Here is a 20,892-nt window from a genome sequence, read left to right on the forward strand (position 1 = left end):
TTTTATTTATCTCCTTGTGGATTAATTTTTTAAGGTCACAAGGTTTAGTTGTTTTTTTAATTAATTGCACGCACTGATTTTATTTTTTCTTTACACGAAATACAGAATGCATTATACACCTATAAAGTGCGATTATTAATTATTCTCTTATAGGTGGTTTTGGCGTAGAGCTTCTGCCAAATGTATTGGGATAATTCATTGCACAGTTCAGATGAGCATGATGCATGTTCTTTTTGTTACACTTTTCGTGTTTTGAGGTGTGCAATGGGATGTTTTGCAGGTGCTTTTATTTTTAATGAGAGGGGAAGGAAAGTTTCGAGGGAACTATGATTAAAGTTTTTAGAAATCATGTATGTTTATGTGCTTGTACAACAGCTATCCTCTCTTTGCTTCAAAATGGAAGAGAAGTGTATGCGGCTGCAGAGGGGAAGGATAGTAAACCTTATGTTATAAAGGTTATCCCAGTTGTCTCTGCTAATTCTTCTCCTCATCTTAGCGGGAGTAATAAGCATAAGCTTCCTCTTAGTGGAGAAAGTGGGGGGAGGAATTATTATACTCCTCATCAGATCCATGTTGGCGATAACGATGAGGGTATTCGTGGGGGGAGCGATTATCGTGAGCTGAGTGGAGTGGATGGAGAGAACGGATATCAGAAAAATGTAGATAATACGGTTAAAAATGAGCACTCGGATGGAAGAGGAGTGAATCCTGGGTTTTATTACTATAATGGGTTGTATTATATATGCGATAATTGCGGGGAGTCTAAAGGGGAGTCTAAAATTGATAATAAGTCTTATAAGATTACGAATGAAAACGCTTCCCTCTATCCTGATGAACCTACTGCTATAACGGTAAAAGGAATAGGCACAAGGGTTAGTGGGGAGGATGTGACTGTTAGTAGTCAAGTTGCTGATAAAATTTTTCTCGTGGGGGTGCATGTATTAGAGAACGGTAAGATTGTTTTGAAAGATCCGATTATCAAAAATACAGTTATAGCCCTTCGTGCGAGTGATGGCGTGATTGAGGTAAAAAATGGCAAGATTAAGGAAAGTAATGAGGGTGTTGACGCAACAGAGAATTCGTTTGTTCTTTTAGAAGATACAGAAATTAAGACCGCTAATGGGAACGCAAGCCTTTTAAGTTATGATCATTCAGAAGTTTGGATGTCAGGTGGATCAGTTGATTTTATGAACAGCCATGGGATTTCTTCGATGTTAGGTGGGGAGGTAAATCTCGAGAATGTTAAAATTACTGGGAAGGGTGACAAAGGTAAGGATCGTGCGGTTGTGCATACGGATTTAGGGGGGGCTGTTAATTTAAAGGGGACTACTATTCGTGCTATGGATGTCCATGGCATATTATTAGAAAATACAGTCGATTCTATTCCTCTGCAGGAAGTTAAAGATTTATCAAATGAAGATTCTGGTTCAAAGATTCCTGTGACTGAAGTTAATATGAAATCCTCTTCTGTTACTGTAAAGGGTAAGGGATCTTATGGTATCTATTTGCGGGGAGAGAAGCCATGGAGTGAAGGTGGGGATAAAAAAGAAGAAATTTCATCAGAGGAAGAAAAAGCTTTACCACGATTAGAAGTTGTTAATTTGGATAAAACAGAGTTTTCTGTTTTAGACGATGCGGCTCTTTATGGTAGAAACATTATTTCTGGTGCGGTGGGGTTGGTGCACAGCACTCTTCGTTCAGGGAATTTTTTATTAAAAGCTGAGGAAGGTGCTTCTATAACAGTTTTGGCTGATGCTTCTACTCTTGAAGGTCGCACACATGTTGATAAAAATTCTAATGCCGAACTTTATTTGGGAGGCCGTTCTAAATGGATTTTACAACAACCGTTGCAAAAAGATCAACATGATGCTGCTCATGATTCTTCTATTTCACTCGTTAGTCTTATGGGTGAGAGCTCTATTAATTTTAAAAGAGATGAATCTTCTTCTGCTGATGATTATCAAACTCTTCGTATTGGAAAGGGAAAGGGTGAAGTTTATAGAGCACGGGACGGTGCCTCTATTTCCCTTAATACATACTTGAATAGTGGTGGTGCTCTTGATCATCAAAAGACTGATCGTGTTTTAATTCATGGTGATGTTTCGGGAAAAACAAAGCTCCAGGTGCGTGGAGTTTCAGGAAGTCCAGGAGGATATACGGGAAGGGGAGGAAATGATCAAGGTATTTCAATCATTCAGGTTTCTGGACAAGCAGAGCAAGATTCTTTTCAGTTGGAAGGTGGTTATGTAGCATTAGATAAATTACCTTATCAGTATAAGCTTTATAGTTATGGTCCAGGGTCTCATTTGGGAAAAGCAAGCATGGATCAAAGATTAGTTGAAGGGAACGGAGAATTTTGGGATTTTCGCCTTGAAAGTAGATCTATAGATTCTGATGTTAAACCTAAACCGGATCCCGATCCAATTCCAGGACCAGAACCTTCTCCAGAACCAGCTCCGGAGCCTCATCCTAAGCCGGGAGTTAGGGTTGTTGTTCCGCAGGTTCCGACTTATCTCCTTTTGCCTAATGCCTTACGTCATATTGGTTTGATGAATGTGAACAATCAAAATAAGAGATTAGAATCTTTACGAATTTCTTCTGGGAGCTTATCAGAAAGTCGTGAAAATCCTCTCTTTTTTGTGAGCGGTTATGGCGGCAATCATCGTTATACTTCAAATCTTTCTGCGCTTGAATATGGTTATGGCGGCGAGCTTGATTATAATGCCATAGAGGCAGGTGTTTTGCTGAAAGCAATCGAAAATACGTATGGTTCCACTTCTTTTGGAATTATCGGGGCCTACGAGAGATTTTCTTTGCAACCTTTGAATGTTGAGCAGAGTCAAAAAAGTACATTTGATAAATGGTCAGTTACAGCATACGGTGGTATGCAGCATGATGCGGGTTTTTACGTTGATGGTCTTGTGTCTTACGGTTTGTTTAAAGGTGATGTTCTAACAACTGCACGTGGCAAGACGGCAACATTAAAGGGAAATCCTTTAAGTGCTTCATTGACTGCTGGTAAAACGTTTATGGTGGGGGAGAACGGTTTTGTTTTTGATCCGCAAGTTCAAGTTGTTTATCAATATCTTCAATTTAATAAAGTGCCTGATGTGGATGGCTTTGATATTGATTTAGGAAAACTTCATCAGTGGATAGGGCGTGTTGGAGGGCGTTTAACAAAGAGGCTGGTCGCAACTGATAAGGCTCAAGTTGTTTCTTTCTATGGCAAGCTTCATCTTGCTCACGGTTTTGAAGGAAAACAATTTGTGCATTTTAAAGATGCTTTTCAGCTAGGCTCTTTTGGTTCTTCGTTAGAAACTGGATTAGGTTTTAATGCCCAATTGTCTCAAAAATTTGCGCTTTACGGCGATTTGGTTTATCAGCACAAGCTAACGAAAGCTGGTTTTTCTGGAACTAGTTTCTCTGGTGGTTTGCGTTATCATTTCTAGTTTTGTTGGTGTTTCTGATTAATCTTTGAAAAAGCCACAAGTATAACTTGTGGCTTTTTCTCATTCTCTATTCATTTTGTGTTATAGCATTTTTACGAGAGTGTGACTTTGCATATCTTTAATATGCTTTTGGGTTGGACTTCTTTCATTTTTTTGAAAAGTTTGAAGAGTTTGTACGTTATGGTTTCAAAACGCGTATTTAAGAGTGATGATTATATTATTTATAATATGCCGATTGATAAAGATATTTTTTAATTCAGGATGCTGAAATATTTTCAATGCTCTTATGATGAACCCATAAAAAGCATTCCTTTGCATATTATGTAAGATTGGCAAGGGGATAATTGTCTAAGAAAGGAGTCAATATAATTTGGGAAATCACCTTAAGAGGAGAGGATTTACAATATTAGAAATTGGCAAAGGAAAAGAAGATACTCAAGGGCAATGAGAGCTATATCCGATGAACTTTATATTATATCCGCTGTCGTTGTGAAATGGGGATGGCAAAAATGAGAGATATCTGAGAAAACTGATGAATGAGAACCATAATGACATATTGTTTTTGGAAAATGTGTTTTCTTAAAAGGAATGCGATAAATACCAGGATGAAGTCATGTATAATCTTTTACTTTTTAAAGATCCGGCTCTGAATGCGTTTAAATGTTATCAAGTTACATTAAAAGGAGGTAGTAAAAATAGGAACTGATTTTTACACATTCCTACTCTTTATTAGGCTGTCTTGCCACGAAGTTTGCTTAAAAAGGCATAGGTAAACTCTTGTTTTTCAATTTTGGTATATGTTTTGTCTGCTTACAAATACATATTGTTTCAATATAATATCTCTATCGTAAGGAGGTTGATTATACCCATTTTGGTGGGATTAGACAGCAATTAAAGCAGGCGTTTTTAATGCATGTCAACCGATTAAGGCTATTTTGGAATAACAACTTTAAAGGTGATTTTTCTGTCGTTCTTCAGTTATATTTTTGCAATTTTTTTGTAAAAGCAACAGATTTAGATTGTATTTTTGAGTAATTTTTTAATTCCATATTTACATAAAATACAAAAAATATTAATAAAATCACTATCTTTAAACCAAAACGTATTAAATTTTCTGGCTAAATCTCTTGATACGTTATGCATTGCTCTGTGATGGGCGGAATTATGGTGTAATTATGGTAAATCTATTTAAAAATCGTTTCTCCTTATGTACGTTCACGACAACACTTCTTTTTTTGACACATAATGTTGATGTGTATGCAATTTATTTTGAACATGTCGTTTGTTCTGAAAATGTTATACCTTTTCGGTGCGGTGATGGTAAGAGGTATGTAATTCATGATAAAAACTATCAGAAAACTGATGAAAATCAAGTTAAAGAGGCGGCCATAGAAGTATCTGGAACAGGGACATTGGTGGATGGGCAAAATATATTTATTACTGATATTTCGGATAAAAATACTGATTTGAAAAAAAACTTTTGGAAGTATGGTATAAAGGCGGATAATTATGGAAATGTTGAGATAGGAAGTGGAGGAATTCATTTGTCTCGTGGTATGGGAGTTCATACAGGAGAATGGGGAAAAGTTGGATTATGGGGTGTTTATATTATCGATAATGGTATTCAGGAGATAGATTTAGACAATCATGAACAAGGCTCAGTTTTTCAGATGACCCAAGAAGGTGGTTCTATTTATTACGGGGCAAGTAACGTTAAGGTTGCTAATGCCCACGGTGTATCATTGCTGGGAAAAGGAGGTTGGGTTGATATTGTACATTCTAACGTTTCCGTAAATAGTGATGTGTCTTATGGCATACGCTTTTTGGAAGGCGAAAAAGCTGGAAAAAAGCAAACAGAAAGCGCTTCTGTAAAAAAGGAGTCCTATATTTTTATGGGGGAGAAAGATTTATTTGGAAGTTTGCCAAAGACGAATTTACCTATGCGAGGGGAGGTGTTTTTGGGAAATACTTCTTTTAAAGTTCCATATAGTACAGCTATTTATAGCAACAAATCCGGTGGTCTTATTAGACTTTTAGAAAAATCTGAAATTTCTGGAGATTTATTGTTGAAGGCTGAAGGAGGCTCTTTAGTAAAGGTTTCAGCTAATGATTCTGTGCTTGTCGGGGGAGTGCATATTGATGAAAGTTCTTCTGCTGAGTTTCTGTTAGAAAGTGGTTCAAAATGGACTTTATCACAACCAAAAAATAAAAATTTACGAAGCTTTGATTCTATAGGTGACTCATCGAGTTCGTTGATCCATCTTATTGATAGTTCTATTGTTTTTGAGAGCCCCACAGATAATACAACGAGTGATTATCAGACACTTCGTATTGGAAAAGGAGAAGGTGTTGTTTATAAAGCGCAGGGTGATGCGCATATTTATCTTAATACATATGTAAATAAAGGGGGAACTATTAGAAATCAAAAAACTGATAGGCTTTTGATTTATGGTGATATTGAAGGAAAAACGATAATACATGTGAAAAGCGTTTCAGGAAGTCCAGGAGGAAAAACGGGGAGTGGTGGAAATAACCAGGGTATTTCTATCATTCAGGTTTCTGGAAAAGCAGAGGAAGGTTCTTTTCAGTTGGATGGTGATTATATTGCATTGGAGGGATTGCCTTATCAGTATAAGCTCTATGCTTATGGTCCAAGATCTCATTTAGGAAAAGCTAATTCTGTTCAAAGGCTTGTCGAAGGTGAAGGAGATTTTTGGGATTTTCGCCTAGAAAGTCCGGATATTCAAAGATCTGCTGATTATAGACATACTTCTATGGCTTCTGATGTGGCTTCTAAACCTATACTTCCTGCACATGTTTCTTTTGCGGATATTGTTCCAGTGTCTTCTGCGGATAGTCTTTCTAAGATTGAAAATGTTTTTCCGTCTCGACGAGGTGTAAGATCTGTTGTTCCTCAGGTACCAACTTATCTGCTTTTGCCAAATAGTTTATTCCATGCTGGTTTAATGGATATCAGCAATCAAAATAAGCAGTTGGAGAGAGTACGGACTAATCCTAGTGGAATGTTGGAAATTCGTGAAAATCCTGCTTCATTTTTGCGTGGCTATGGTGGGAGTTATCGTTATGTTTCAGATTTATCTGCGCTTGAATATGGTTATGGAGGGGATCTAGGGTACTATGCGCTAGAGACAGGTGTTTTGCTACAAAAAATTGAAAATGTTGACAGTGCTATATCCTTTGGGGTTATGGGGTCTTATGGAAAGCTCTCTCTACAGCCTCGAGATGTTGCACAAAGCCAAAAAAGTACATTTGATAAATGGACTGCTACAGTCTATGGCAGTATGCAGCATGATGCAGGATTCTATGTTGATGGTCTTTTATCCTATGGTCTGTTTAAGGGAGATGTTCTGACAACTGCTCGGGGTAAGACTGCAACATTGAAGGGTAACCCTTTAAGTGTTTCCTTAATGGGTGGTCAGAAAATTGCCACAGGATATGAAGGTGTTGTTTTTGATCCACAGGTTCAGGTTGTTTATCAACATCTTCAATTTAATGAGGTTCGTGATATTGATAATTTTAATATTGAGATGGATAAACTTGATCAATTGATGGTGCGTATGGGGGGGCGTTTAATAAAGACTCTTACTGCACCTGAAAAAGATCGTGATGTTTCTTTCTATGGAAAGATTCATTTTGCCCATGATTTTGGCAAAGAAAGAGCTGTGCGCTTTAAAGATTCTTTCCAGTTAGGGGCTTTTGGTTCTTCTCTAGAAGCTGGATTGGGTGTTAATGCTCAATTGTCTTCAAAGTTTGCTTTGCATGGAGATGTGACTTATCAGCACAAGCTTACCAAGGCTGGTTTTTCTGGAGTAAGTTTTTCTGGGGGTCTTCGCTACCATTTTTAGATAACCATAAATTATAAGATAAGTTTTACACAATTATAGAATTTTGTATGAAGTATAAAACGAATATTTAAGTTTTATACTTCTCATTTTTCGAATGTTTAACTTAGCGTTATTGCAGGTGTTATCTTCTTTTATATAAGGGGGGAGAGGTTGTAATAGAGTTATGGCTAATATATTTAAAAGTTATAAGTTTTTATATACTCTTACAACAGCTGCTGTTTCTTTTTTTCCAATCGTGGTTGTTAGTGCGAATTCTAACGCTTCTAGAGTTTCGTGTGATTCAGAGGCTCAGTTTTATACATGCAGTGATGGTAAGAAGCACGTAATCAAAAATAAAACCTATGATTTTCTAAACGCTTCTAAAGGTAAATCGGTTTCTGCTATATATGTAGGAAAGCAAGGCACAATTGTTAATGCGTCTCGTATAACTGTTACGGGTAGTAATCCAGATGAAATATCTCAATATGGTGCATTCGTACAAGATAGCGGAAAGCTTGTTCTAACGGATTCAAATTTTAAGAATATCCCCGGTCTTCGTGCTCTCAATGGAGTTATTCAAATGAACGACGGGAAGATTGAGGGAACTTCACACGCTATTTATGCATCGGGGAAAAAGACGGATATAGCTTTAGTTCGTGTAAATGTTGAGATTAAGCCAGACAATTTGAATGTAAAGGGTATAGGGATTGTAAGTGGTCTTGATGCATTTGTTAGGATGTCAGGTGGTACCGTTACTTTTAATGAGATTGGCGCATTTTCAACAAAATTTGGGGGGAAGTATCTTCTCGATACCATGATGGTTGAGGGAAAAGGAGAAAAATACACTGCTATAGTTGATAATGAAAGTGTTGATAAATTACCAGAAGCTTTTGACATATCTCAAGGGGGAGCTGTTCATTTGAGGGATAGTTCTATTCTGCTTACTGATATGCATGGCTTCTTGATTACAAATTTTTTAGGTTATGCCTATAAAAATGGCAAGCTAATTCAGAGTTATGATTCATCAGATGAATTTAAGAAAACAAATATTAATATTGAGAGATCAAATATTTCTGTGCACGGGATGGGGGTACATGGTCTGTACTTTGATACATTAGATTCAGATCGATGGGCTGATATGTTGAATATAGATGATAAAAAACGTTCAGAAACAGAAAAAATTGTTCTGGGAACTGCATCAGTTTATTTGTCAAAGACGTCTCTTACAGTTCCAGATGGTATTGCTATTTATGCTACGGGGACTGAAGGTTTGGGAGCTGAAGCTACTCTTGAATTATCGGAAGGAACCAGAATCTCTGGTGATTTGTTATTTAAAGCTCAATACGACTCCTTTATAACCGTAAAAGCTAGGGACACTACGCTTACAGGAGATATTCGTGTTGAAGATACATCTACTGTTGATTTAGAGTTAACGCGTGGCTCGACATGGTATCTTACCCAAAGTAAATATTATCTCATCCAAAGTAAAAACGAAGATTCACAAGAAGGTATTTCTATAGATACATCCGTCTCATATATAAGTCTTTCAGACAGTACTATTGTTTTTAATAGTATATCCAATAATTATCAAACACTGCGCATTGGAAAAAAAACGATTATAGATGATATAGATGATATAAGTAAACAAGGTGAGTTGATAGCATTATACGGACTAGTCCATAAGGATGCATATAGTGCACAGGGTAATTCTCGGATTAAGCTCGGTGCATTTTTGAATGACGATGGTTTATTTGATACTCAAAAAGTTGATCGTATTTTGATTTATGGTGATGTCTCGGGGGAGACTACACTTCTCCAAGTGGAAGGTTTTTCCGAAAAATCAAAAAAAGAAGTCCGTGATAAAGGAAGTGAAAGTGTTTCACTTGTTCAAGTTTCTGGGTACGCGTGTGAAGATTCTTTTCAACTTGCCAGTGGGTATGTTACAATAGGTAGTTTTCCTTATCAATACCATCTTCGTGTTTATGGTCCAAGTTCTTCTTCTGGAAAAGCAGATCCCAAGAATAGATTAGTTGCAGGCAATGGAGACTTTTGGGATTTTCGCCTTGAAGGTATTTATGTGAGTTCCAAAGTTGATTCTTCTGAAACTAAGACTATTGAACCTGTTCATACGGATCTTACTTCCACTCCATCTACGCTTCCTTTTGTTGAAGTATCTTTACCGTCCTCTCCTCCTGTCGATTCTACATCTGTACCATTGCTTTCTACTGATACAGTTGAAACTTTGCATATAGAATCTATACCTACACCATCTGATTCAGTTACACCTCCTCCTCTGGCTCCTATGCCTGAACCACCTATGCCGTCTGCTCCACCTACGGTTTCTTCAGATGAGTTGTCTTTTTCAACCGAGCTTTCTTCTACGGAGGGTATTTCTACACCTGTTCCAACCGTTTACTCTACACCTCCTTCGTCTGAGTCGCCTGTGCCATCTGCTTCTGTTGACCTTAAGTCTATACCATCTCCTTCTGTTTCAGTTGAAACTTTACCTAAACAATCTATGTCTGCATCTCCGTCTGACTTAGCTAGATCTTTTTCTGTAGAACCTATGTTGGAGCTATCTTCTCCAGTTGAAAATTCCTTTACGGATTCTATCTTTACTCCTTCTGCTAATACAGTTGAAACTTCTCATATAGAATCCATATCTGCACCATCTGATTCAGTTACATCTCCTTCTTTGGCTCCCATGCCTGAACCACCTATGCCGTCTGCTCCACCTACGGCTTCTTCAGATGAGTCGTCTTTTTCAACCGAGCTTTCTTCTACGGAGGGTATTTCTACACCTGTTCCAACCGTTTCCTCTACACCTCCTTCGTCCGAGTCGCCTGTGCCATCTGCTCCTGTTGACTTTAAGCCTATACCATCTCCTTCTGTTTCAGTTGAAACTTTACCTAAACAATCAATGCCTGCATCGCCGTCTGATTTAGTTAGATCTTTCCCTGTAGAACCTATGTTGGAGCTATCTTCTCCGGTTACGTCTTCTCCATTTGAGTTGTCTGTGCCATCTACTTCTGTTAGTTCTGAGCCTTCTGCATCTGTGTTATCTAAGTCAGTAGAATCTTCATCTAAAGATTCGGCACCCACTCCTCTATCTCCAGCCGTTATACCTGCCTCTTCTCCGTCTACGCCCTCTGAGTTAGGTGATCCTTCATCTACAGGTTCTGTGCCCACTCCATTACCTACGCCTACAGATCCTTCATCTTCTGCGCCCTCTGCGTCGGTAGATCCTTCAGCTTCTTCCTCTCCAGTTGCAGTTGTTACACCAACACCTACTCCGTTTGAGCTTTCTGATCCAAGTGATCCTATACCTACAGATCCTGTTCCCACTCCGCCTGTTCCAGTTGAACCTACACCAGTTGTGTTTGTTCCTGTTAGGCTTGATATTCAGTCCGAGCCAAGAATTAGAGCGGTTGTTCCACAGTTACCAACTTATCTCCTTTTACCAAATGCTTTATTCCATACCCGCTTGATGGATCTTGTCTCTCAAAATAAAAAATTGAAGGCAATACGAAGCTCTTCTCGAGGTTCTTTGAAGAGTGATGAAAATCCAGCATTTTTTATCCGTGGTTATGGTGGAAGCTATCACTATGCTTCAAATCTTTCTGCTTTTGAATATGGCTATGGAGCCGAACTCGATTATAGTGCACTGGAAGCAGGCGTTTTATTGAAAGAAATTGAGAGTTCAGAGAGTTGCTCATTGTTTGGGGTGATGGGAACTTATGGAAACCTCTCTCTCCATCCTCTAAATGTTGAACAGAGCAAAAAGAGTCCATTTGATAAATGGTCCGTTGCTGCTTATGGAAGTCTGCAACATGATGCGGGTTTTTATATGGATGGGTTGTTATCTTACGGCTTGTTTAGGGGTGATGTTTTCACTCTTGCACGGGGTAAGGTCGCAACATTAAAAGGTAAACAGTCAAGTGCTTCTTTAACCAGTGGTAAAACATTTGCAATAGGGCGTAATGGTTTTGTTTTTGATCCACAGCTTCAGCTTATTTATCAGCATCTTCAGTTTGATGGTGTGCGTGATGTTGATAGTCTTGATGTTGATATGGGAAAATTTAATCAATGGACGGCACGTGCTGGTGGGCGTTTAACTAAGTTTCTTGCGCCCTTTGAAGAGGGGCGTGTTATTTCTTTCTATGGTAAGCTTTATCTTATGCGTAGTTTTGGAGATAGACAGTTTGTTTCATTTAAAAATGATTTCCAGTTAGGTGATTTTGGTTCTTCTTTAGAAGCGGGGCTCGGTTTTAATGCCAAATTATCTTCGAAATTTGTACTTCATGGAGATATAAATTATCAGCATGGACTGACAAAAGCAGGGTTTTCTGGAATGAGCTTTTCCGGTAGATTACAATATCTTTTTTAGTTATCCATGAAATATAGAATAATTTATATATAAGTATATAAGTGTTATATTAATAATTAAGTTAAATATTTATCGTATATTTATTTTAATAAGTTTATAATATACATTATGTGATTGTTCTTCGTTAATAAATAGGGGTAAGGAAGAATGGTGATAAATGTATTTTACAAACATGCATTTTTATACAATTTTACAACAGCTATTCTTTATTTTTTTCAGGTTGCTTATGTTAGTGCTGCAGGATCTTCAAGTGATGCAGGAGAGGCATTTTATAAATGCGATGATAGAAAAACACACTTTCTCGCAAATAAAGTTTATTACTTAAAAAATTCTCAGGAGGTTGCGCCTATTGCAGCTATATATGTAGAAAAAGTAGGCACTGTTGTTAATGCCTCTCAGATAACAGTTTATGGCGATAATCCAGATAAAATATCTGCCTATGGGGCGTATGTAAGAAATGGTGGAAAACTTAATCTAACATTTGCAGATTTCAAGGACATACCTGCTCTTCGTGCTCAAAATGCAGTTATTAGCATGACAGTAGGGGAAATTAAGGGTGCTTCACATGCTATTTATGCATGGGGGAAAGAAACGGATATTGCTTTAGAGAGTGTGAATATCGATATTGAGCCAGATAATTTGAAGGTAAAAGGGATCGGTATTATGAGTGGTTTTGATGCAATGGTTAGAATGTCAGAAGGTACCGTTAATTTTAATAAGATTGGCTCATTTTCAACTCGGTTTGGGGGGCGCTATATTCTTGATACTATGTGTATTACGGGGCAAGGAAGGAGGGAGGAAGCTAGAACAGATGGTGATGGCGCTATGGGGGTATTGCCGGAAGCTTTTGAGGTTTTTCAAGGAGGTGATGTTTATTTGAAAAAAGGTTTTATTCATCTTAACAATATGCACGCATTCTTGATTAAAAATTTTTCAGGTTATGTAGAAAACAATGGCAAATTAATTCAAAAGTATGTTTCGCCAGATGGCTTTAAGAATACAAGTATTAAGATAGAAAAAAACGATATTTCTGTGAAAGGGGAGGGAGTACATGGTCTGTATTTTAATGTTTTAGCTCCAGAAGAGCTTGCTAAGATGACTAGGCAACGAGATGATGAAAAAGTTTTAGAAACCCAAAAAGTTCTCACGGGGAAGGCATTTGTTTATTTATCACAGACAAATATGACAGTTCCAGATGGTATTGCGATTTATGCGAAGGGAAATAGAGGCTATAGGGCTGAAGGTATTCTTGAATTATCTGATGAAACAAAGATTTCTGGTGATTTGTTGTTAAAAGCTGAAAACAACGCTTCTCTATTGGTGAAAGCGAATTCTTCTTCTCTGACAGGAGGGACGCGTGTTGACGATAAATCAACTATTGATTTAGAGTTAACCCGTTATTCAACATGGTATCTTACTAAAAGTAAATACAACGGTTTACGGGAATCTGTTTCATCTCTTTCTTCTCTAAGTCTTTCCAATAGTACACTGATCTTTTATGATGAAGATATATTGAATGGTTATCAAACGCTACGCATTGGAAAAAGGCCGGATATAGGCGCAGGAGATAGAATTCTCGCATCAAAAGATAAAAAAGTTTACAGTGCTGAGGGAAATGCTCAGATTAAGTTGAGTGCATTTTTGAGTGATGAGGGTTTGTTTGATCCCCAAAAAACCGATCGTATATTGATTTCTGGTGATGTCTCGGGAACGACATTCGTTCATGTGCGAAATTTTCCAAAAGCTGCAAATAAAGAAGTCCATGAAGGAAGAGATCAAAGCATTTCACTTATTCAAGTTGCTGGAACAGCGCAGGCAGGTTCTTTTCAACTCGCCAATGGTTATGATAGTTATACTACAGTGAAAGGTTTTCCTTATCAATATCGTATTCGTGGTTATGGTCCGAATTCGCCCTTTGGAAAAGCGGATGCTAAGCAAAGATTAGTGGAAGGTGAGGGGGATTTTTGGGATTTCCGTCTTGAAGGTATCTATATTTCTTCTAGAATAGGTACTTATAATGGTCCATTTATTAAACTGGCTTCGTTTTCATTATCTCATCCTTTAGATTCTCCGCCTCCCAATCCACTTCCTACGTCATTGACATCTGCCACACCTTCTTCTTCTACATCTTCTGATCCTGTTGATCCTCCACCTTCTCCCCCTGATCCACTTCCCACATCATTGACATCTGTTACACCTTCTGTTTCGGCATCACCTTCATCTGCAGATTCTGTTTCTCCTGCTTCTGCCCCTATTGAACCAAAGCCTTCTACATCTTCTGACCCTGTTGAACCTTCGTCTAATCTTCCTGTGTCGCTTAATGTTCAGTCTAATCTCCAAATTAGAGCTGTTGTTCCTCAATTGCCAACTTATCTTCTTTTGCCAAATACCTTATTTCATGCTGGTTTAGTGGATATGACCACGCAAAATAAGACGGTAGAGACAATGCGGAATGCTTTTCATTCCTCTTGGAAGGATGATGAAAAGACAGCCTTTTTTCTGCATGCTTATGGTGGTAGTCATCATTATGCTTCCAATTTATCTGCTTTTGAATATGGCTATAACGCTGAGCTGAATTATAGTGCACTCGAAGCAGGTGTTTTGTTAAACGAGATTGAGAGTTTATACAGTCGTACATTCTTTGGGGCTTTGGGGAATTATGGAAATCTTTCTCTAACCCCAGAGGATGTTGAACAAAGCAAAAAAAGCGCATTTGATAAATGGTCTGTTGGAGCCTATGGAAGTTTACAGCATAATACGGGTTTTTATATCGATGGAGTATTATCGTATGGACTTTTTAAGGGAGATGTTTTGACACTAGCACGGGGCAAGGTTGTAGCGTTAAAGGGTAAACAGTTTAGCGGTTCTTTAACAAGTGGCAGAACGTTTGCAACAGGGTATAAAGGTGTTATTTTTGATCCGCAGATTCAGGTTGTTTATCAGCATCTTCAGTTTAATCCGGCACATGATGTTGATAATATTGATGTTGATTTAGGAAAATTTCATCAATGGGTGGGGCGTGTTGGTGGGCGTTTAAGCAAGACACTTAATGTTTCTGAAAAGGGACGTGTCATTTCTTTTTATAGTAAGCTTTCTTATTTGCATAGTTTTGAAGATAAGCAATTTGTTTCTTTTAAAAACGATTTCCAATTAGGTGATTTTGGTTCTTCTTTAGAAGCGGGGCTTGGTTTTAATGCCAAACTATCTTCGAAATTTGCACTTCATGGAGATATAAATTATCAGCATAAACTGACAAAAGCAGGATTTTCTGGAATGAGCTTTTCTGGTAGATTACAATATCATTTTTAGTTATCCATAAAATATAGAATAATTTATATATAAGTATATAAGCATTATATTAATCACTAAATTAATTATTTATTGTATATTTATTTTATGAAGTTTATACTATATATTATATGATTGTTATTCTTTGATAAATATGAGTAATGAAGAATGATGGTTAATGTATTTTATAATCATACATTTTTATGCACTTTTACAACAGCTATTCTTTATTTTTTGCAAATTTTCCATCTTGAAGCTGCTGGAAGTTTATGTGATCCAGAGGCTCCATTTTATAGATGCGATGATAGAAAAACACACTTTCTCGCAGATAAAGTTTATTACTTAAAAAATTCTCAGGAAGCTGCGCCTATTGCAGCTATATATGTAGGAAAGCAAGGCACAATTGTTAATGCGTCTCGTATAACTGTTACGGGTAATAATTCAGATGAAATATCTCAATATGGTGCATTCGTACAAGATGGCGGAAAGCTTATTCTAACGGATTCAAATTTTAAGGATATCCCCGGTCTTCGTGTTCTAAATGGAGTTATTCAGATGAATGACGGGAAGATTGAGGGAACTTCGCACGCTGTTTATGCATCGGGGAAAGAGGCGAATGTTGCTTTAGTTCGTGTCAATGTTGAGATTAAACCAGACAATTTGAATGCGAATGGTATAGGGATTGTAAGTGGTCTTAATGCATTTGTTAGGATGTCAGGTAGCACTGTTACTTTTAATGAGATTGGCGCGTTTTCAACAAAGTTTGGGGGGAGATATCTTCTCGATAACATGACGATTGAGGGAAAAGGGAAAAAATACACTTCTATAGTTGATAATGAAAGTGTCGATAAATTACCAGAGGCTTTTGACATATTTCAAGGTGGCGCTGTTCAATTGAGGAATAGTTCTATTGTGCTTAATGATATGCATGGCTTTTTGGTTAAAAATTTTTCAGCTTTTGTAAATAGTAGAGGCCAGCCTATTCATAATTATGATCTATCAGACGCTTTTAAGAAGACAAATATTGAGATTGAGAGCTCAAATATTTCTGTGCAGGGAAAGGGGGCTTATGGTCTGTATTTTAATCTATTAGATCCAAACACAGTGGCCGAATATTATGGACAAAAAGGTGTTTCAAAAGAGCCAAGAATCACTATGGGAAAGGCATCTGTTCGTTTAAAACAGACAACTTTCACAGTTCCAGATGGTACAGCTATTTATGTTACTGGGCAGGGCGGTTATGGAGCTAGTGTTTCTCTTGATTTATCAGAAGCAACAAAGATCTCTGGTGATTTGTTATTAAAAGCTGAAAAGAACTCTTCTATATCTATTAAAGCAAGCGCTTCTTCCCTTACAGGGGGTGTGCACGTTGAAGATACTTCTACTGCTAGATTAGAATTAACGCGTGGTTCTACTTGGTATCTCACAAAAAGCAAATATAAAGGTTTGCAGGGTTCTGTTTTTACAGATTCATCACTTTCATCTGTGAGTCTTTCTGATAGTACATTTATTTTCAATCGGGATGTATCCAGCGGTTATCAAACATTGCGTATCGGGAATGAACGATACAAGGAGGCATACAATGCGGAGGGTAATGTTCAGATTAAGCTCAGTACGTTTTTGAATGATGATGGTTTGTTTGATTCTCAAAAAACCGATCGTATTTTGATCGATGGAGATGTTTCCGGCACTACACTGCTCGTGATGGAAAATTTTTCCAAAACTTCAGAAAAGGAAGTAAGCGGTGAAGGAAGCAACAGTATTTCACTTATCCAAGTTTCTGGATATGCGCGTGAAGATTCTTTTAAACTAATGGGCGATTATACTGCAATAAATGGTTTGCCTTATCAATATCGTCTTCGTGCTTATGGCCCAAGTTCTTCTTTTGGAAAAGCAGATCCTATGAATAGATTAGTTGCAGGAGATCGGGACTTTTGGGATTTTCGTCTCGAGGGTATTTATATTAGTCCTAAACAAGATTCTTCTACAATTTTACCTATTCCACCTTCACCTTCTGCGCCGGTAGATCCTACACCTACAGACCCTGTTCCCACTCCATTACCTACACCTATTACACCAACACCTGCTCCGTCTGCGCCCTCTGATCCAAGTGGTCCTATACCTACAGATCCTACAGATCCTTCATCTTCTTCCTCTGTGCCTATTACACCAACACCTTCTCCGTCAGCGCCCTCTGATCCAAGTGATCCTGTACCTACAGATCCTTCATCTTCTTCCTCTGTGCCTATTACACCAACACCTTCTCCGTCAGCGCCCTCTGATCCAAGTGGTCCTATACCTACAGATCCTTCATCTTCTTCCTCTGTACCTATTACACCAACACCTTCTCCGTCAGCGCCCTCTGATCCAAGTGATCCTGTACCTACAGATCCTTCATCTTCTTTCTCTGTGCCTATTACACCAACACCTTCTCCGTCAGCGCCCTCTGATCCAAGTGATCCTGTACCTACAGATCCTTTACCTTCTTCCTTTGTGCCTATTACACCAACACCTTCTCCGTCAGCGCCCTCTGATCCAAGTGATCCTGTACCTACAGATCCTTCATCTTCTTCCTCTGTGCCTATTACACCAACACCTTCTCCGTCAGCGCCCTCTGATCCAAGTGATCCTGTACCTACAGATCCTTCATCTTCTTTCTCTGTGCCTATTACACCAACACCTTCTCCGTCAGCGCCCTCTGATCTAAGTGATCCTATACCTACAGATCCTGTCCCCACTTCGCCTGTTCCTGTTAAGCCTGATATTCAGCCCGAAATGGGAATTAGGGCGGTTGTCCCACAGTTGCCAACTTATCTCCTTTTACCAAATGCGTTATTCCATGCCGGCTTGATGGATTTTGCCTCTCAAAATAAAAAATTGGAGGCAATACGAAGCTATTCTAGAGGTTCTTTGAAAAGTGATGAAAATCCAGCATTTTTTATCCGTGGTTATGGTGGAAGCTACCACTATGCTTCAAATCTTTCTGCTTTTGAATATGGCTATGGAGCAGAACTTGATTATAGTGCACTGGAAGCAGGCGTTTTGCTGAAAGAAATTGAGAGTTCAGAGAGTTGCACATTCTTTGGGGTCACGGGAACTTATGGAAACCTCTCTCTCCATCCTCTAAATGTTGAACAAAGCAAAAAGAGTCCATTTGATAAATGGTCCGTTGCTGCTTATGGAAGTTTACAGCATGATACGGGTTTTTATATCGATGGGGTATTATCGTATGGACTTTTTAAGGGAGATGTTTTGACACTAGCACGGGGCAAGGTTGTGACGTTAAAGGGTAAACAGTTTAGCGGTTCTTTAACAAGTGGCAGAACGTTTGCAACAGGGTATAAAGGTGTTGTTTTTGATCCGCAGATTCAGGTTGTTTATCAGCATCTTCAGTTTAATCCGGCACATGATGTTGATAATATTGATGTTGATTTAGGAAAATTTCATCAATGGGTGGGGCGTGTTGGTGGGCGTTTAAGCAAGACACTTAATGTTTCTGAAAAGGGACGTGCCATTTCTTTTTATAGTAAGCTTTCTTATTTGCGTAGTTTTGAAGATAAGCAATTTGTTTCTTTTAAAAATGATTTCCAGTTAGGTGATTTTGGTTCTTCTTTAGAAGCGGGGCTTGGTTTTAATGCGCGTCTTTCTTCAAAACTTTCTCTTTATGGAGATATAACTTATCAGCATAAATTTAAGAAAGTTGGTTTTTCTGGAGCGAGTTTCTCAGCTGGTTTGCGCCATCTTTTTTGACAGAGTATGGTATGTCCTTTTATAAAAAGGCAGTAGAAAATGCTGCCTTTTACTTTATTAAAATCTTCTCTTATTTTTTAGAGAGGAAGATGGGTTTTATGCGCAATTGCTTCTGGAGGATTGTGCGGCTATCTTAGCTGTGATGGTTGTTGTTGTTTTCTTAAACAGAGATGTTGATAATACCACACTCACCATTTTCGCTACCAAAGGCAAGGTTGTGCCCTGTCTGATCCCAGTTGAGCGCTGAAATGGCGCTTTTTCCATAGCCTTTTAGAAGAACTTCTTTTCCATCGTGAAAATGTGCACACAAAATCATTCCATCATTGAAGCCTATTGCTGCAATTTCTTTGCTTGGATGGCATGCAACGGTGCTGACAAGTGCATTTGCTCGTGTGCCCAGTTCTAATGGTGTTTTTCCCATGGGGCCATCTTTTGTATGAAAGGGCCAGACAATGGCTGCTGATGCACCGGATGTTGCTAACCATTTTCCCTTCGCACTCCAAGACCAGCTTTTGACTTTGCTTGGGTAGCCACTCATGCGGAGATGCTGATTATCAGTGAGACGCCAGCCATGGAGGGCGTTTTCTTGCATGGTAGAAATGACATAGCGGTTGTCTGGTGAGAAGGTGACACCAAAGTGTGCTCCTTTCCAGACCAATGTGGTGGGAGATGTTTGCGTTGATAACCAATGAAGAGTAACTCCATTGTAATGGGCAACGGCAAGTCGTAAACCTTTTGGGGCAAAAGCGAGGCCTTCTACACTGCGTTCATGTGTGAGCTCTTGTCTTTCTTTTCCAACATCCACAAATGCGAAACGTGAGGAGGAAAAAGCAAAAACTTTCCGTGGTCCAAATGCAACATTGCTTATCCATTTGCCTTCCTGTTTGCCCAGTACTTTTGTATGACCATCTACTGTTGTTTGACAGACCTTTCCGTCTTCTCCACCTGTAATGATAGCTGTGTTATCATGGGAAAAATGGCTAGAAATTATTCCTTGGTGAACTTCAATGTTTTGTGGGATTGGGTTTAAAAAAACAATGAAACCTTCGACCGAGACAAAAGCTGGTTTATTATCAATAAAACCGCAGGAAAGACAATAATTTTGTAAATTGTAATTGGTAATGCTTGGCATTTTTACTCGCTTATGCACAATTTTCAAAACCGGTTTTCAGTTTTTCGGCATCAAGGGTACGGCCAATAAAAACAAGTCGACTTTCACGTTTTTCATCTTCACGCCATGGACGTTGGTGCTGTCCTTCAAGGATCATGTGTATGCCTTGAATGACATAACGATCATCGTCTCCTTGAAATGCGATAATGCCTTTTAAACGCAAAATATCAGGACCTTGTTGTTGCGTGATCTGTTGAATCCATGGGAAAAATTTTTCTGGTTGAAGGGCACCTGTTTTTAAACTTACAGAGGTTATTGTAATATCATGAATGGTGGATTTGTGGTGATGTACATGATCATGATTACAATCGGGACCACAGACATGGTCTGCGTGCTGATGGTCAAGAAAATGGGGATCATTATCTAAAGTGCGTTGGAGATCAAAGGAACCTCGATCGAGGAGTTTATCAAGAGGGATGTTAGCGCGCTCTGTTGCGTAAATTATGGCTCTGGGATTAATTGCAAGAATGAGCGATTGCGCGTGTGCACGTTCTTCTTCGCTGACAAGATCAATTTTATTTAAGAGAACAATATCAGAGAAAGCAATTTGTTCTTCAACTTCACGACTTTTTTTCAGTTGAGAGGGCAAATGCTTTGCATCAACGACCGCGATAACACTGTCGAGAGCTGTTTTTTCATGGACCGTATCATCCATGAAAAAGGTCTGTGCTACGGGAACGGGATCTGCAAGTCCTGTCGTTTCTATAATGATCGCATCAAATCGATGAGAACGTTGCATCAGACTTTCCAGAATGCGAATAAGATCACCACGCACAGTGCAGCAAACACAGCCATTATTCATTTCATAAATTTCTTCATCTGATTCAATGATCAGGTCATTATCAATACCAATTTCACCAAATTCATTGACAATGACGGCATAACGTTTGCCATGATTTTCACTGAGAATGCGGTTGAGAAGGGTAGTTTTTCCTGCACCAAGATAGCCTGTGAGAACCGTAACGGGAAGTTTTTTGGGGTGTGTTGTTTCCATGGAGAGAC

General features: G+C 38.6%; 7 protein-coding genes. 5 read left to right on the plus strand and 2 right to left on the minus strand.

The window, feature by feature from the left end:
- Nucleotides 1–326: 326 nt before the first annotated feature.
- The 5 genes from ACFIKJ_RS07070 to ACFIKJ_RS07090 all read left to right on the plus strand — a co-directional run bounded on the left by ACFIKJ_RS07070 (nt 327) and on the right by ACFIKJ_RS07090 (nt 18,719).
- Nucleotides 327–3,449 carry an autotransporter outer membrane beta-barrel domain-containing protein gene (locus tag ACFIKJ_RS07070; RefSeq protein ID WP_375670387.1) on the plus strand — a complete coding sequence of 1,041 codons (3,123 nt, stop codon included), beginning with the start codon at nt 327–329 and terminating at the stop codon, nt 3,447–3,449.
- 1,175 nt (nt 3,450–4,624) lie between these two features.
- A complete protein-coding gene (locus ACFIKJ_RS07075; RefSeq protein ID WP_375651963.1) occupies nt 4,625–7,315 on the plus strand; it encodes an autotransporter outer membrane beta-barrel domain-containing protein in 2,691 nt (896 codons plus the stop codon).
- A 163-nt stretch (nt 7,316–7,478) separates the two neighbouring features.
- The gene (locus tag ACFIKJ_RS07080; RefSeq protein ID WP_375670388.1) at nt 7,479–11,681 is read left to right on the plus strand and encodes an autotransporter outer membrane beta-barrel domain-containing protein; all 4,203 of its coding nucleotides are present in this window, start codon (nt 7,479–7,481) and stop codon (nt 11,679–11,681) included.
- Between the two features lie 147 nt (nt 11,682–11,828).
- Nucleotides 11,829–14,990 carry an autotransporter outer membrane beta-barrel domain-containing protein gene (locus ACFIKJ_RS07085; RefSeq protein ID WP_375670389.1) on the plus strand — a complete coding sequence of 1,054 codons (3,162 nt, stop codon included), beginning with the start codon at nt 11,829–11,831 and terminating at the stop codon, nt 14,988–14,990.
- 150 nt (nt 14,991–15,140) lie between these two features.
- The gene (locus tag ACFIKJ_RS07090; RefSeq protein ID WP_375670390.1) at nt 15,141–18,719 is read left to right on the plus strand and encodes an autotransporter outer membrane beta-barrel domain-containing protein; all 3,579 of its coding nucleotides are present in this window, start codon (nt 15,141–15,143) and stop codon (nt 18,717–18,719) included.
- A gap of 160 nt (nt 18,720–18,879) precedes the next feature.
- Here the strand turns inward: ACFIKJ_RS07090 and ACFIKJ_RS07095 are convergent, their stop codons facing one another.
- Together ACFIKJ_RS07095 and ACFIKJ_RS07100 are read right to left on the minus strand one after the other, a co-directional pair.
- Complete coding sequence (locus tag ACFIKJ_RS07095) at nt 18,880–19,851, minus strand: WD40 repeat domain-containing protein (protein ID WP_375626647.1); 972 nt, start codon at nt 19,849–19,851, stop codon at nt 18,880–18,882.
- A 10-nt stretch (nt 19,852–19,861) separates the two neighbouring features.
- Complete coding sequence (locus ACFIKJ_RS07100; RefSeq protein ID WP_375627321.1) at nt 19,862–20,884, minus strand: CobW family GTP-binding protein; 1,023 nt, start codon at nt 20,882–20,884, stop codon at nt 19,862–19,864.
- Nucleotides 20,885–20,892: the final 8 nt, after the last annotated feature.

It is taken from the genome of Bartonella sp. PS7NMGDW (genome assembly GCF_042193585.1).
Lineage (GTDB): Bacteria > Pseudomonadota > Alphaproteobacteria > Rhizobiales > Rhizobiaceae > Bartonella > Bartonella grahamii.

Bases quoted from the DNA above. Each gene is read 5' to 3' on its own strand.
- ACFIKJ_RS07070 (WP_375670387.1), top strand. From the start codon at position 327: ATGATTAAAGTTTTTAGAAATCATGTATGTTTATGTGCTTGTACAACA.
- ACFIKJ_RS07075 (WP_375651963.1), top strand. From the start codon at position 4,625: ATGGTAAATCTATTTAAAAATCGTTTCTCCTTATGTACGTTCACGACA.
- ACFIKJ_RS07080 (WP_375670388.1), top strand. From the start codon at position 7,479: ATGGCTAATATATTTAAAAGTTATAAGTTTTTATATACTCTTACAACA.
- ACFIKJ_RS07085 (WP_375670389.1), top strand. From the start codon at position 11,829: ATGGTGATAAATGTATTTTACAAACATGCATTTTTATACAATTTTACA.
- ACFIKJ_RS07090 (WP_375670390.1), top strand. From the start codon at position 15,141: ATGGTTAATGTATTTTATAATCATACATTTTTATGCACTTTTACAACA.
- ACFIKJ_RS07095 (WP_375626647.1), bottom strand. From the start codon at position 19,851: ATGCCAAGCATTACCAATTACAATTTACAAAATTATTGTCTTTCCTGC.
- ACFIKJ_RS07100 (WP_375627321.1), bottom strand. From the start codon at position 20,884: ATGGAAACAACACACCCCAAAAAACTTCCCGTTACGGTTCTCACAGGC.